Source organism: Segatella copri (assembly GCF_019249765.2).
In the GTDB taxonomy this organism is placed as follows: domain Bacteria; phylum Bacteroidota; class Bacteroidia; order Bacteroidales; family Bacteroidaceae; genus Prevotella; species Prevotella copri_K.
Window position 1 is genome coordinate 2,746,369 of record NZ_CP152484.1, and the last position, 15,987, is coordinate 2,762,355.

Annotated in this window: 11 protein-coding genes; all 11 read right to left on the reverse strand. The window is 46.4% G+C overall.

Annotation, left to right across the window (positions count from 1 at the left end; all coding sequences use genetic code 11):
- Positions 1-83: 83 nt before the first annotated feature.
- Positions 84-1,079, reverse strand: coding sequence for a translation elongation factor Ts (gene tsf, locus KUA46_RS11790; RefSeq protein ID WP_006848004.1), 996 nt, complete (start codon positions 1,077-1,079; stop codon positions 84-86).
- Positions 1,080-1,187: 108 nt separating this feature from the next.
- Positions 1,188-1,958, reverse strand: a complete 771-nt coding sequence (rpsB, locus tag KUA46_RS11795) for a 30S ribosomal protein S2 (RefSeq protein ID WP_022120437.1) — start codon at positions 1,956-1,958, stop codon at positions 1,188-1,190.
- 158 nt (positions 1,959-2,116) lie between these two features.
- Positions 2,117-2,503: a 30S ribosomal protein S9 gene (gene rpsI, locus KUA46_RS11800; protein WP_006848006.1), complete on the reverse strand. Its 387-nt coding sequence runs from the start codon at positions 2,501-2,503 to the stop codon at positions 2,117-2,119.
- A 10-nt stretch (positions 2,504-2,513) separates the two neighbouring features.
- Entirely contained in the window at positions 2,514-2,975 is a 462-nt protein-coding gene (gene rplM, locus KUA46_RS11805; protein ID WP_006848007.1) for a 50S ribosomal protein L13, read from the reverse strand.
- A gap of 347 nt (positions 2,976-3,322) precedes the next feature.
- The gene (locus KUA46_RS11810; protein WP_218486717.1) at positions 3,323-4,636 is read right to left on the reverse strand and encodes a hypothetical protein; all 1,314 of its coding nucleotides are present in this window, start codon (positions 4,634-4,636) and stop codon (positions 3,323-3,325) included.
- A gap of 34 nt (positions 4,637-4,670) precedes the next feature.
- Entirely contained in the window at positions 4,671-7,439 is a 2,769-nt protein-coding gene (locus KUA46_RS11815) for a M6 family metalloprotease domain-containing protein (RefSeq protein ID WP_218486716.1), read from the reverse strand.
- Between the two features lie 2 nt (positions 7,440-7,441).
- Positions 7,442-10,990: a T9SS type A sorting domain-containing protein gene (locus KUA46_RS11820; RefSeq protein ID WP_153091549.1), complete on the reverse strand. Its 3,549-nt coding sequence runs from the start codon at positions 10,988-10,990 to the stop codon at positions 7,442-7,444.
- An 18-nt stretch (positions 10,991-11,008) separates the two neighbouring features.
- Positions 11,009-12,199, reverse strand: a complete 1,191-nt coding sequence (locus KUA46_RS11825) for a BACON domain-containing protein (protein WP_153091545.1) — start codon at positions 12,197-12,199, stop codon at positions 11,009-11,011.
- 3 nt (positions 12,200-12,202) lie between these two features.
- Positions 12,203-13,477, reverse strand: coding sequence for a DUF4302 domain-containing protein (locus KUA46_RS11830; RefSeq protein ID WP_217313633.1), 1,275 nt, complete (start codon positions 13,475-13,477; stop codon positions 12,203-12,205).
- Between the two features lie 9 nt (positions 13,478-13,486).
- Positions 13,487-14,383 carry a zinc-binding metallopeptidase gene (locus tag KUA46_RS11835; RefSeq protein WP_218486715.1) on the reverse strand — a complete coding sequence of 299 codons (897 nt, stop codon included), beginning with the start codon at positions 14,381-14,383 and terminating at the stop codon, positions 13,487-13,489.
- Between the two features lie 23 nt (positions 14,384-14,406).
- Entirely contained in the window at positions 14,407-15,984 is a 1,578-nt protein-coding gene (locus tag KUA46_RS11840) for a RagB/SusD family nutrient uptake outer membrane protein (protein ID WP_218486714.1), read from the reverse strand.
- Positions 15,985-15,987 lie beyond the last annotated feature (3 nt).

Below are 15,987 nucleotides of genomic sequence, written 5' to 3' on the forward strand. Positions count from 1 at the left end.
GAAGCAAAGCGAGGCTTAACTTCATAACTCCCGGTATTCTAATTTAACTATAAGTCAAATTAACGCTTGCTTTTGAGTAATGATTACTCAGCAGCAAGAGTAAAGCGCTGGTAAGCAACGATCTTGAGATCCTTGCTCTGAGAAGCGAGGTACTGAGCAACAGTCTGCTTGTCACCGTCACCGAACTGGAACTCCTGGTCAACGAGGCAGTTCTCCTTGAAGAACTTAGCCAGACGACCATTAGCAATGTTCTGGATCATAGTAGGGTTCAAAGTAGCAGCCTTCTCCTCACCAACAGTCTTCTTGATGTTGCGAGCCTCTTCAGCCTGCTCAGGTGTCAACCAACCCTTCTTGGTGTTGCTCTCGATGTGCTCCTCAGAGTCAACGTGAGCTGGGTTGATGCCAGCCTTCTTCAATGCTGCGTTAACAGCCTTCTCTACGAGCTCTTCCTTAGTCTTGGCAACAGCAACTTCGAGCTCAGTCTTCTTAGTCTCCTCAGAAACTGAAGACTCGTCGAGAGCTACAGGGCGCATAGCAGCAACCTGCATAGCTACCTTGTGACCAGCCTCCTCGTTGTTCTCGTTGAGCTGAACCATAGTACACAAAGTGTGCTTGTTCATGTGGTCGTAAACCTCGATGTTGTCACCCTCGAGAACACAGTAGCCGTCGAGCTCCATCTTCTCGCCAGTGATACCAGAGCGCTGTGTAACAGCAGCCTGAGCATCAGCATCGCCAACCTTCAAAGTCTTCACCTCGTCGAGAGTGTGAGCCTTGGCAGCGATAGCAGCGTCGAGGATGTCAGATGTCAACTTGATGAAGTCAGCACCGTTAGCTACGAAGTCAGTCTCGCACTTGAGAGCGATGATAGCAGCGAAATCGTTAACCTTCTTAACGAGAACGCAACCGTTAGAAGTCTCACGGTCAGAACGCTTAGCAGCGATAGCGAGACCACGCTCACGGAGCAACTCCTTTGCCTTATCGAAATCACCTTCAGCCTCTGTGAGTGCCTTCTTAACGTCAGCAAGACCAGCACCAGTCATAGCGCGAAGTTTCTTGATATCTTCAATTGAAACAGCCATAATAATATTTTTATATTAAAAAGTTAATAATAATCTTTGCTTAAAAGCTACTAAAGCCATCGAATCATAAACAGAATCAATGGCTTCAGTATATATTTCTTTGCCTAATTACTCAGCCTCGTCCTTGCGGGCAGCCTTCTTCTTAGGCTGGTCCTTCTGCTCAGCAGCAGCCTTGTCGTCAGCCTTCTCAGCCTTGCGCTCCTCGAGAGCCTCAGCGATAGCACCGCAAACTGCAGTAAGGATAGCATCTACAGAATCCTTAGCATCGTCGTTAGCTGGGATAACGTAATCAACATTCTTAGGATCAGAGTTGGTATCTACGATACCGAACACTGGAATACCAAGACGGTTAGCCTCCTTAACAGCGATATGCTCCTTCATTACGTCAACAACGAAGAGGGCTACTGGGAGACGAGCCATATCTGCGATAGAACCGAGGTTCTTCTCCAACTTAGCACGCTGGCGGCTTACCTGAAGCAACTCACGCTTAGAGAGGTTAGAGAATGTACCATCGTTCAACAGACGATCGATGTTTGTCATTTTCTTAACTGCCTTACGGATTGTAGGGAAGTTGGTGAGCATACCACCAGCCCAACGCTCGTTTACGTATGGCATATTGATAGAAGCTGCCTTCTCAGCAACTACGTCCTTAGCTTGTTTTTTAGTAGCGACAAACAGAATCTTTCTACCTGTCTTGGCAATTGTCTTGAGAGCCTCAGCAGCCTCGTCGATCTTAGCGACAGTCTTGTTGAGGTCGATAATATGAATACCGTTACGCTCCATGAAGATGTAAGGAGCCATTGCTGGATTCCACTTGCGACGGAGGTGTCCGAAGTGGCAACCTGCCTGAAGTAACTGGTCAAAATTTGTTCTTGACATTGTTTTTTCTTTTTTAATTGTGTTTACTTTCTTTTTGAATCTAATGTTAGATCAGTCGATGAGTAGTCCCCGATTAATGGAATCTCACCGATTTAGATACTAAACTTTTTAGCTCAGCTATATATAATCTGTATATATATAATAAAATATGTATAAGATTAACGCTTGCTGAACTGGAAGCGACGACGAGCCTTTGGCTGACCTGGCTTCTTACGCTCAACAGCACGTGAGTCACGTGTCATGAAGCCTGCATCCTTCAAAGCCTTCTTATCGTTAGCGTCGATCTTAACGAGCGCGCGAGCGATAGCGAGGCGGAGAGCCTGGCTCTGACCGGTGAAACCACCACCGTCGAGGTTTGCCTTAATATCATACTTACCCTCAGCTTCGAGCAACTGCAATGGCTGCTTTACTACATAGCGAAGGATTGCTGATGGGAAATATGTCTCAATATCTTTCTTGTTGATTGTGATCTTACCGGTACCCTCTGTGAGGTATACACGAGCTACAGCGCTCTTACGGCGACCAATTGCATTAATTACTTCCATTCTACCTTAATTATTTATACTGGTTAATATCAATAGCCTTTGGCTGCTGTGCCTCGTGCTTGTGCTCTGTGCCATCGTAAATGAAGAGGTTGTCCATCAAAGAACGACCGAGAGGGCCCTTTGGCAACATACCCTTGATAGCGTGACGGAGGATCTTGTCCATTCCATCAGGACGCTTGCGCAACTCTGCTGGAGTGTTGAAGCGCTGACCACCTGGATAACCAGTGTAACGAGTGTAAACCTTATCAGTTTCCTTCTTACCAGTGAAAACTACCTTAGCGGCATTGATAATGATTACGTTGTCACCACAATCTACGTGTGGAGTGAAAGTTGGCTTGTACTTTCCGCGGAGCAATTTAGCAACCTTAGAGCAGAGGCGACCTACAACCTGGTCGGTAGCGTCGATTACGACCCACTCTTTCTTAGCTGTTTCCTTGTTTACGGAAATAGTCTTGTAACTTAATGTGTCCATTTTAAAATTTAAATTTACTACTAAAAAACGTTTTAATCTTTTTTACTCACTATTCAGACAGGTGATTCACTAACCACATACCCCGGCCACAGGGCATGCTATTAACACACCATATCTTGGGGACTCTAAGTGTATCCCCGAAATAATCGGACTGCAAAATTACACATTTTTATTTGATTATGTGTAGGTTACGAGTTTTAACCCCAAACTTTTATGAATATTTAACTTAGTTTGCGCTTTTCTGCTCAGGATAAGCAAAAAAAAGCTCCCTCAGCACAAAGACCGAGGGAGCCGAAATGAAGTCTATTTAAAGCCCTACTTCGTGGGCTCGAGAGAAGATATATAACTTACTTTAAAATCACCTTCTTGCCATTGATGATAACAAGACCCTTGGCAGACTTGCTTATGCGCTTGCCGTCGATAGAGTAAACCTTGTCAGCCTTAACAGCCTCGCTGACAGTGATGCCGCTGATGCCGGTTGCAACCTTCTCAGCCTCTTTAGCCTCATCTACAATCTTCTGAGCCTCAGCCAGGATAGCGTCAATTCTAGCCAACATCGCGTTGAACTGCTCCTGAGTCAAGTCTTCCTGAAAAAGCTTCATGTACATCTGGCTCATCTCTACATTAAGGTCATCCAACTTGGTAAAGTACTTATCCTTTACTGTTGGACACTCTGAGTCAAGGGTAGAGAGGTATTCATCCATCTTCTGAGCAGCTGGATAATACTTTGCGTTGAACTGCGCCATCCACTCATCCTTCTGTGCCTGAGCATACAAGTCAGAGATATTCGCCTTGAAATAACCAAAGTTCTCTACAAAACCATCAATCTTGCTTTCTGTATAAGGAGCCGTAGGATCAGCTGGTGCCTGAGCAAACTCAGCAGCAAGGTTCTTCCAATACTCTGCTGATTCATTTACCGCAGAAAGGTCATACTCAGGGAAATCCTTCTTTATCTTTGCTATTTCTGCATCCAATGAAGCGAGTGTTGCTGTGATGTCATCCAGCAAAGTGCTGGCTTTCTTTGATGCAGCCAAGAGGGCATCGGCCTTTTTGCTGATAGCATCCAACTGGTCACACATCTTCTTTGCCTGCTCTGCTGTCTCTATAGGACTACCCATCATAATCGGCATATAAACCTGCATCATGTCAGCATCCAGCTCATCGAAAGCTGGTGCATAATGATTCTGTACGTTCGCAGGAATCTGTCCCAAGCACTCAGCCTTGTGCATATAAGCAGCATTATAACTGCTATTCACCTGGAAAGAATAAACCTCCTGCTCTGCATTCTTCACTGCATCCTTGATACCTTCTGCTATCTCTTTTACAGAAGCCAGATAGCTATCAACCTCAGCTGCAGTAAGCGTCTTTGCTTCAAACTTTGCCTTAGCCTCATCTGCTATCTTATCAAGACTTTCCTTGTTGAAATTCAACGAGTATTTGGTATCCTCTGCATCAGGATACTTGTCGTTGATTTCCTTCAGCATAGCGTCGATGTTCTGCTGCACTTCTGCGATAGACTTCACAAGTGCATCATACTGCTCCTGAGTTGCAAGAGTCTGACCCTCTTCTGCTGCAGCCGCAAAAGGCTGGGCAGCTGATACTGAAACCGCTGGTGCTGCGCTCAACATGAGCATAGCCGCAAAAAGTAATTGTTTCTTCATAATCACTTACATTAAAAGTTAATACTAATATTTATTATCTCACGATTTTATATACGCTGTTTCCCTGCTTCACGATATAAATGCCATGACGCATCTCCTTGGCAGAAACCCTGCGGCCATTGAGATCGTAGAATCTCTTCTGTCCATTACGTGACGGGGTGGCTGTGACGGAACTGATACCCGTAGAACTTGCCGGTGTCACGATGAGTTCCTTGGAACTGTAAGAAAGTTCACCCTTCTTGCTGGCGTTTACTACCAGCGCATAGGTAGCATCTGTTTCCAGACCTGAGAATGCGAACTCAGTCTTGCCATTGGTAGAAACCTTCTGGTAGGCTGCCACCGGTTCGTGAATCAATGCATTGCATCCCAAAAGCACATCATCGATATAGAAAGCACCGGAAGTACGCTGGATGACATTCAGTCTTACTGAATCAGCCAACTCCGGCAAATCATAGCTATAGGTATCTCCCGAAGCCATATCAGCACCGCCCTGCAAAGTAGCAATCTGCTTCCATTCTCCATTCTGATAAGCCTCTACTGCCAAGGTTGCCTTGGTTGAAGAAGATGACTTGGCGAAGAACTTGACAGAAGATATACGGTTGCCGGCAGATGCCATCTTCAGATAGGTATCTATCTTGTTCAGACGGAGGCAAGGTGATTCCTCGCCATAATTGTTCATGCTCAGGTTACCATTGGTTTTCCAAAGCGAAGGCATACCCTCGAGTTCTTTGCTGAAATCATAGCCCTTCTGAGTTGCCTCTGTTGCATAAACCAACTTATGCAGGGTGACCACGTAATCATCTGCTGCTTCCATACTTTTCCATGAAGCCGTGAAGCCTGTTTTACCGACTGCGGTAACCTTTACATCAGTCACATAATACTTGCTGAAAGGAATAGCGGCAGTAGTAAACTGCTGGGTGTAGACATCAGAAGAATAAGAGCCACGGTTAGCCTGCAAGGTAATCTCATAGGTTGTTTCAGGACTCAAGCGCTCAACATGAAGAGAAGGCTGTGCTGCTGTATATACCTTATTATTATAGAGCGGCAGAGATTCTTTCTTTCCATTCACCACTGAACTGATGTTCAGAACATATTGCTTGGCAACCGGCACATCTGTCCATCCTATCACAATACTGCTATCCTGGACCTCAGTAACCTTCACGTCAGGAGTATTCAGTTTCAGGTTCAGTCCGCCGAGCATGAGATTGATAACGCCATCCTTCTCCTCGATATCATCCAGTGACATCACCTTGCCACCAGCCCAGGAAGTCAGATTACACTGAGTCACATTCGATGTTCCAGGGAACGGATCTCCCGCACGGGTATTGTCGGTAAGCTTGTTGTCAGCCTCAACGATATCCAAACGCTGATGAGTGCCAGTGATGTTCAACTCATTTTTCTCCCAAGCCTTGGCATCATAATCGATATGCCAGAGCAACATGCCATGACCCGGAATGAACGCATCCCAGCCCTTCTGCTGGCGGTTCTCCATGATGAAGTATTCCTGATCATTGGTTCCTCCCACAGGCACCATGTATGCCTTGTTGCTGTCGTTCAGGTCGGGCAGAACATTGAGGGTATCTACCCCATTCTTCAACACGGTCAGGTCGAGCCATCCCAGACAGGCACGCTCATAGGCAGAGAATGCCGCAGGCGTATTGCCATTGTTGTTATAAGAAGCCTGTGCCATGGTATCGAAAGAACCAGGGGCGAAGGTTGTTATGCCATAATTAACATCATAATGGTCGGCAAGACCCAGCACATGACCGAATTCATGCACAAAGGTACCGATGCCGGCAGGCTGAGGTGTGATGAGGGTACCATTGATTTCGTTGCTGCAGGTATAGTTGCCTACCTCTACTCCATTCAGTTTCAGCGAAGTCTGGGCAGCTCCTGCCTGCGTAGCGATATCCGAATAATAGGCAGAATGTGGCCAGAGGGCATTGCCATCGCCAGAATCAGCCTCACCCTTTCCGGCATAGAAAAAATAGATGTTGTCAATGTAGCCATCCTGGTTATGGGCATATTGGGAGAAATCAACCGATGAGGCTGCAAGTGTACAAGCCTCTCTCACGAATTCCTCCAGACGGACAGGATTATCTACGGAAGAGCCTTTGTTGGCTCCATAATAAGAATATTTCTCAGGCAATGTTACAGGACCGATGACATCAAACTGAGGTTGGAATCTGCCATTGGAACTGTTCAGATAGAAATCTCTCGCACTTCCATTGGCACCATTGCTGTAAGTAAATCCAGGTTCATTGAGCATGTTGTTGAAGAACTGATGTGCATCGCTACCTACGGTAGAGAATTTGGTATCAGCAAACTGCACCAAGATGACCAATGAGTGAACCTCACCAATGGTTGGGAAATTGTTCAATTTCTCTTTCTGAGGATTGCTGCCGACTTTCAAAGAAGCATTCCTGCGAGACGAAAGGGTTTGCTGCAACTGCTGCAGACGGGCACGCTTGAAAGATTCAAGGATGGCAGACTTGTCCTGACTCTCAACGAACGCCTTGACCTTTGCTGTGCGCTCAGAAGCCTCAACAGCCTTGATGCCGCTAGCCTGCACCTTGCCATCCTTCCAGTCGGCATACTCGTAATTCCGCTGTCGGGCATTAAACACGAGCGGAATGCCATCGGAAGTCAGCGCATAATGGCCGTGCTCATCACCGCGCATCTGGATGGTGAGCCAGGAGCCATCAGCCTGCTTCACCTTCAAAGGCTTAGGATAAGCAGGAATAGCAAAGGTGGTCTGCACGAAGCAGACCACCAATAAGCTGAATATAATGATTCTTTTCATACTTACTTGATAACGAACTTAGCTGTAGCCTTATGACCAGCCTTATCAGTTGCCTTTACGATATAGAGACCAGAAGTCAAACCAGAAGTACTGAATGCAGCACCTGAAGTCTTGCCTACGAGTTTGCCATTTACACTGTAAACCCAGATAGCATTAGCACCCTCGGCAGAAATCTGACCATCAGCAGCCTTGATAACCAAAGCCTCTGCATCCTCTACGTTCTCGATACCACTTACAAAGTTCTTGAAAATAGTTACATTGATAGTAGCAGAGAACTCACCGAACTTAACGGTAACTACATCGATACCCTGCTTCTTACCCTTGATAACCAGGTCGATGGTGTTGCCATGAGCCTCACCAAAAGTAACAATGGCATTATTACTCTTAGTAGAAACATCCAAGTCTGACTCCAAGTCAGCGTTCTCCATGCCGTATACAGAAACCTTGACAACAGCAGTACCCTCATCGGTAGTACCTACAGTTACGTCATCAGAGCTGACAGCAAATGCCTTTGCAATATTGTTGAAGTAAAGAGTAGGAATCTTGCTTCCGTCTTCTTTCCAAGGCTCAGCGAGCTTATTTCCGTAAGCATACTGCAAACCTGTGAAGAAGTCCTTGCCCATCTCCTTGGCAGCCTTGTAGGCACCCTCAACGCTGGTAGCGTCTGTGCTACCTGCATCGTTGGTAGAATAGTTGTTTGACAAACGCTTCTCAACCTCAGGAGTCTCGCCCTCAGCATATTCCTCATCAGCAACAGTCTTACCGGCAATCTGATGAACAGTAGCAGGAGCGTTCACCTCTTCGCCATCCTGTAATGCTTTGACAGAACCATCGAATACACAGTTCTTTGCAAAACCGGAGGCACCATACATCCTGTTCCTCTCCATTACACCAATGATACCACCGGCAGCATAACCGTCCCAGGCAGACTTCTTGGTAGCTACGATATCAGCATGGCTGACAACATTAGAGATTTCGTTGAAGTAATTATAACCAACTAAACCACCTACTGCATTCTCAGCTGTCAACTGACCGCGAACCTCGCAGTTGGTGAACTTACAGTAATCATGAGGAGTACCTGCAATACCGACAATACCACCCAAAACAGTCTTGGCTATGGCATTGACATTTGCATAACATGCGTTCACACTAGAGGCAGAACGTGTCTGACCAACGATACCACCTACATTCTCAGAGTTAGGCAAAGTAATCTCACCTTGGAAAGAACAGTTATTAATATTGGTCCCAAGATTAGCGCTACCAACGAGACCGCCCGCAGCTACAAAGTCCTGATCATCACCTGAAATTTTGGCACCATAAACAAAAATGCTATCTACATTGGTAGCCTTGCCCTCACCATCATAAGTGTAATTGGTCTCACCTGCCAACACACCTGCATACTGGTTGGTATTGGTCACCTCTACAGTAGGATTCACGAAAATCAAGTTCTTGGCAATACCATTGAGGTCGAGGGTACCAAACAAACCTGCATGATCCTCTGTAGTCTTCACACCGAGGTTGTAGATAGTATGACCATCACCATCCAGAGAACCAGTGAAGTTCTTGACAGGAGCCCACCACTGTGCAGCCTTAGACATATCAATATCAGCTACCATCTTGTAGTTCTTGGTTGGCTCCAGAGCCAGCTGCTGGAAGTCACCAGTAGTAGAAATCAGGTATGGATCCTCTACGGTACCTGTACCACCCTGTTCAAACTTGGTGAAAGGAAGGTCGTAGAAGTTCATGTCATACTTGTTGTTCGCTCTATCCTCGAACACGACAAACATCTGGCGCTTGCCCAATTCGTCCATAACAGGGAAACTTGCCTGTGAGAAGACATAGTTATCATCACCACGCCATGACTTGATAACGGTACCATCGAGTGTGGAAACTTCCAATACATTGTCAATCTTGTTACTGCCATCCGTGCGGCGCTTCTTGGCAATATATACATACTCCATATCATCATCGGTATTGAAGAGATATGGGTTGAGTGAGGTGCTGTTGATCAACGGAGTGAAGTTTTCTGCCTTCAGACCCAAGTTAAGTCTGTCAACATGATCGATGGTGCAATCAGGGTTCACCCAAGCGATAGGAGCAAGAACCTCGCCTGCCTCATTAGACTGTGCCTGTGACAAAGCAATGACATACTGGTAGCCCTGTGCATTGGCAGTAGTTGGGTAACGGTCGAAATTAGAAGAGATGGCATTGCCATCAATGCTCTGTGGCAACACACTAACCTTCTCGCAAGAAGGAACATCAACCAGCTGAATCTGCTGACCTGAGCCTTCGCTTGTACCTATGGTCTGCAAGAACCACATCTGGTCTGACTTACCATGGATGGTATTCAGCAAGCCCCTCTTGTTGCTTGTTACCTTGTCGCAGATATCCTTCAACTTACCATTCTCTGAATCGTAAACAGCATAAGAAATCAAGTCTCCATCCATAGCAGGAGTATAATCGTAAAGCCCTACAACATAGTTCAATTTGCCGTTGTTGCTGAAGTAGCCCTTAGACAAATCGTTGTTGCCGAAGAGACCGAAAGCTGCAGAACGGTATGGAGTGCCCTCTGGTGCATTGATAGATACACGGACGCTATCCACCTTGTTGAAACTCTTATCGAAAGTTCTCAATACCAGAAAGTTGTCCGGCTCCTGCTTAATATCCATGGAACCATCACCTGCATCGGTTTTTGTAAATGGCTTATCATACTCTGCCAGAACATAGTAAGGAGTACCATCCACATTCATACAGTTGAAGCAAGAACCCTGAAGATAGGTAATCTTGTTGTCAATATCAAAGTTGAAAGTATGCTCTACAGTCCAGTCTGTCTGTCCATTGGCAGGAGGTGCGATGACATCGATACTATACTTCTCATCAGACTCGTGAGTCATGATGAGACGCTGGTAGCTATTCCATCCCTTTGAAGCATCGAATACAAGACCGGTACCCTCCATCTCGAACTTGATTTCACCTGTATTGATATCATAAGCACGGGTGAGGTACTTGTTTGCGCCATTGAAGGCATCGTGGAACTCTACCAGGATTTCGTTAGACTTCTCGTCTCTATCGAAGAGTTTCTTGGTGATAGGACCGTATGGAGTGATGTCTGCCACATGCTTCCATCCTTCAGGAACCTTGACGCTGAAAGAACCTACCTGCTTGTGGTTATTATCAAACAGGGTAATCTTTGAAGACTCGTGGAAGTGGGCTGTATAAAACTCGCTGTAAACAGAGTCTCTGGAAGTAATGTCCTGGGTAAAATACCAGTTGCTTGCGTCTGGAGCAGTTACCCATCCGTAAGTCTGACCCGAAGCCGCATTGGCAGGAGTATCACTACTACGCATAGGAGCATTGCTGACTGTAGCAAAGCCAGCCTGACGCATCTGATAAGCACTGTTGCTGCAATCCACCAAACCAGGAACAGATACCAGGCGATGAATGTCAACATTCTTAAACTTTTTGGCAAACGATGCCTTGCTAGAGGCCATCGCTGCTGTGCCGCTTGCTCCCAGGAGCAAAGAGAGGCAAAGTGTAGATAAAATTCTCATAATAAAAACTTATTAAGTTTATTTGATGATAGATGATTTACGATATGACTGCCATGCAGAAAGCTTGGTAACAAGACTGCTGGCAGATGGCGCCAACTGGCGAGCCAATGCCGGTGCCTGCTGCTTGACAGAAGCAGGATCTTTCTTTGGAACTGACATGATATATGGCGCTACCATCCAGCAGAAGTCGTTGTAATAATTAGCCTCTGAAGCACTCTTCGCCTTGAATGTCTGCAAGAGCATGGCAAGGAATTCGCCCGTCTTGTTATTGATGGTATAAGCAGTTCCGCCAAAGAATCCGTAAGTTCCATACTCCTCGCTATACTTCAAGGTAGCAGAAAGAAGACCAGACTCTGAGCCCACATAGCCAAGAGCATCCGTATCGAGGAAGGTATCATAGATATAGTACTTACCAAACTTACCCAGATACTGGCTGCTGCGGGTCTCCACACTACCTGTTTCTTCGTTGATAGAAACAGGGAATACCAGTCCCATTTCAGGAATAGCAAGTTCGGTACGGCTCAATTTGGCACGAACAGTCTGGAGTTCCAACTTCGTATCCTCATTAAAATCGTAATAAGCAAACACGTATTCTCCGGCAATATCCTTGTCGAAATCAAACTGCTTCACGATGAATGAATCGGTAACGGCTGCTACCTGATACTTGATATAATCAGCACGGAGATGACCGGTTGTATTCTCGCTGAGCGATACCTTCAATTCCTTGCTATTGGTATCAACCGAAGCTTTCGCCCACTCAGGAGCATAGATAACCTTCATATCGGTGTTAGAACGGTATGTCTTCGTAAACTCAACAGGCTGATTGTTGCTATAAATCATATTAGCATTGTTTATCTCAAGCACCAAGCCATACTGAGCTACATTGATAACCACAGAATCGGTCTCAGTCTTCTTGATAACCAACTTGGCGTTACGCGACTGGCGGGAATCGTTGGCAATAGCAGCCAGTTTCACGGTGCTACCCTCAATGCTGGTACTGAGCCATGAAGGCTCATCGGTATAAGCCTTCATTGGGGTACAGTCAACGGTGACAGCACCTTCGCTGTCGTTAGGTCCGAGCATAGTCTGGGCAGAAAGCACGTTGATGGTGCTCTCAGCCACAGCCTGATAATCGCTATCGCTGCTGCATGATGCCATCAGCCCCATGGCAGCTATACCTATTATATATATAGATTTCTTCATCTTCATTTTTTATTTGTTTGGAGTCAAATTAGAAAGGAAATACCATTCGATGACAAATATATACTTATCATCCTTCGTGATAGGCTCACCTTTGCTTGTACAAGCCAAGGCAATAAAAGTATCGGTGGTATAGCCTCTATCAGCCACGGTTCCATCATCCTCGAAATCACCTTCCTGAGCAACACCGTGCCATACGATATTCATACCACCATTTCCGAGCAATGCACCCTTATTCAAGTCAGCATTCATCAGCCACAGGGCAGGATATCTACCGCTAGGATCTTCAATCATCTGAGATGGCAGGTTAAGGTTACCCGTCTCTGGATCGAAGTCCAATCCTATATTATAAGTATATCCACCTGTGGTGAATGTACCCTTCAGCATGTTCTCCTCATCTTCTATCTTAGAGATGGTTATATCGCAGGAACCCTGCATGGCAGAGAGGGTCCATTTGCCTACCCAGGTATCGATGCTAGGAGCATAAGTTTTCAAGGTAAGAGCCTCATTGTCTTTGGCTGACAACACGCCAGTCGGGCTGACCAGGAAGTCCTGTACTTCGTTACCATCCAGAACCACAGGCTCATTTACGGCATGGATACCGGTGGTAGTAATATAGAATGGCTGCTCTACAATCTGTCCGTTGGCTGTACGCGAAAGGATGCGACGTTTGCTGGAATTAATCTCAATCATCTTGCTGGCATCAGTAGAATTGCCTACGCGATAGTTCACACCCAAGCGCTTCTGCACATCAGCGATGCTGTTCAGATAAGAAGTCCAGTCCAGATCGGCAGGTATGCGGGTGAATACCATTTCATTCTCCCACTTCTTTCCTCTTACGAAGATACTGTCTTCTGTAAGTTTGGTAACAACAAACTCCCAGTCGCCCTGGTCACCTTCAATCTCACCATAAGTAGGTTCTCCCAGGAAATGGAAGATATTGTTGTAAGTATTGAAGGCGAGCACTGGTCCCATGCTGCGGTCAACGGTATAACTGGATGTTACACGCTCTGTAGGGTCAGCGATGGCTGCATCACCAGCCACAGTCACCTTGCCATTGGCAAACTTCATGAGGAAGGTGTAACCGCCACCGGTCATTCCCTTGCCTGTAAAATAATGAAGCTGCCATCCGTTCTCAGAAGATTCCAGAATCTTCTGGGTATTCTCAATGGTGCTCTCGATGCGGTTGGCAGCCGACTCGTCGAAGAATTCCTTGTCATCGTGCAGACACGACTGCAAGCTCATGCTGCCCAACAAGCAAACGATAGCTACAAATATATGTTTCATAAATCTATTCTATTTTAAATGTTCCAAATCCAAAGAACTCAACTCTTTACCTCTTCGCAGGATGGCTGCTCGCAATACATCGATATCCACATCCCATGAATCCAGCATATAGTTTCTCACGATGTTAAGCTTCTGGTTCAATGCAGCTACAGCCTCGTCGCCACCTACCTTCTGGGCATCGTCGAGGATAGCCTGCCACTGCTCAGGAGTATAAGTGATATAGGTTGACAGCATCTCGGCAAAGTCCTCCAGACCCTCTGACATGGCGTATGGAGTAACAAAACCCTTGCCATGAGCCACAGAATCCTGAACCTGATACCAGTTACCACTTACGTAACCCGACTCGGTAATCTTATTATAAGATGTGTCGTAAGGCTTCTTCTGGTTCAAAATGTGGGTGAACTCGTGGTGCATGGTGTGGAAGTAATACTCTGTCATAGAAGCATAGCTTTCCAGCATGGCATCGGTCAGACTGTTCACCTGATAGAGTGTAACCTTCAGACCGCCCTCGGCAGTACCCAGAACAATAGTTCCGTTGCTGTTGTAGGCTGGACTACCAATCAGGTGGATAACTCTTGGCACATTGTGCTTCACGAAATCAGGTCCCAATACCTCGGCGTATGAATCAAGCCAGAGATACTTGATGATGATAGCCAACTTAGCTGACTTGGCAGAATCGGCTGGTGTCAGGGTATACTGATAATCAGACTCGATGTCCTCCATCTTATACTTGAAATCGATGTTGTAAGGACTTGTGTAGTTCTTCTGCAACCACATGTCCAACTGGTCTCTCTCTGGAGAGGTAACAGGGAAGATGGTTGGTCCGTCCGGGTCTTTGTCTGAGCAGGCCACGAAGCCTAGGCCCATCACCAATGCCAACATCAACATATATATATTATGTTTCATTTCTTTCTATTACTTTATGTTTTTTACTTATTGCGAGGGTTTGGTGTAACACCCGCTGTGATTACATCCTGTGGCAACTGGATGGCAAGACGTGGGTCACGTGCCTCCATGGTGTCGGTGATGCCTGTAATCTTGTAGTTGCTCTTCACATCACGGCGGTAGATGGTGATGCCGTAGCGCTTTACATCCTGCATGCGCAAGCCCTCATGAATGGTCATGATTCGACGGAGGTGAAGGATGCACTGCAACATAGGCTCCTCTGTATCCTTGCTGATGGCGAAGGCTGTATGGAACGCCTTACGTGGAGTTGGCTTCTCAGGAGTATAATAAGCGGTAACATCATCGCTATAGAACTTCTTGACATCATCCAGCGTAAGCTGCACACCATCCTTAGAGAAGGCAGCCAACTCGGTGTTCAGATCGTTCAAAGCCTCTGCGTAATGACCGAGCAAAGCCTGAGCCTCAGCTCTTACGAGCAAAGTCTCATCGGCAGTAAACTCTGCATATACTGCGTGAGGGGTACCGATACCTGCCTGGATATCAGCATATTCGAAATCATAAGGGACCTTACGGAGAATGTACTTAGAAAGAGATCCTGAGTTGAACACGGTATAGTTGAACACCTTGTCGCTAACTCCCCAAGGACCCTCTGACTGGATGGTCTCCTTGCTTGAAACAATGGCACTATGTGCATACTTGTCACCATACTGGAACGGACCACCGATGGCACCCCATTCAGAAGCAACTACCTGCAACAGGAGGTTTGCCTTGACCGATGAACTGATGTAAGCATTAGGCTGAACCTGCTTGTTAGGAGAAAGAGAACGCCAGGCTGCCCAGTCTCGCAACATACTCTTGGCATTGCTGCCCAACACTTTGTTGGCATACTCCACAGCCTTGTCATACTTCTGATAATAGAGGTAGAAACGGGCTGCGAAAGCGGCTGCAGAGGTAGAAGTGAAATGGAACTTAGGCTTGTCATAAGTTGAGCCTACCAGTTTCAATCCTTCCTGCAAGTCCTTGTCTATCTTGGCATAAAGGTCTGCCAGTGTACCACGGTCGTACTTCACGTGCACATTGGTTTCAACGGTTTCCGGGTAAGGAAGACCCAGGTCGCTGGCTGCAGTGGTTTCATCATAAGCCATGCAGAATACGTTTGCCAACTGGAACATGGCATAGGCACGGCACAGGAGAGCCTCACCCTTCTGGGCTGCATAAGAGCTCTGGTCTGCCTGACTGTTGATGTGTTGCAAAGCGATATTGGCTGTGGTGATGGCATCATAGTAGGTTGACCAGTAAGTAGAAGGTGTCTCATAAGAACTGGTCTCGGTGATGTCGTCCCATTCGTATGCCTGCTGCTGGAAACGGTCGGCAGCATCCCAACCGGTATTCAGGTTACAATCGGTATTGTCTGAATACATTTCCAGCAAATAGGCTGGATGTACCTGTGGGTAAGCATTAACCAGGAGCTTGGATACATCGGAAGGGCTCTGCAAGTCCAGACGGCTATCTGGCTGCTTGTCCAGATAATCGTTGCAGGAAGACAAGCCAGCCGACAATGCCAACGCTACAATGGCGATATATAATTTCTTTATTTTCATTTT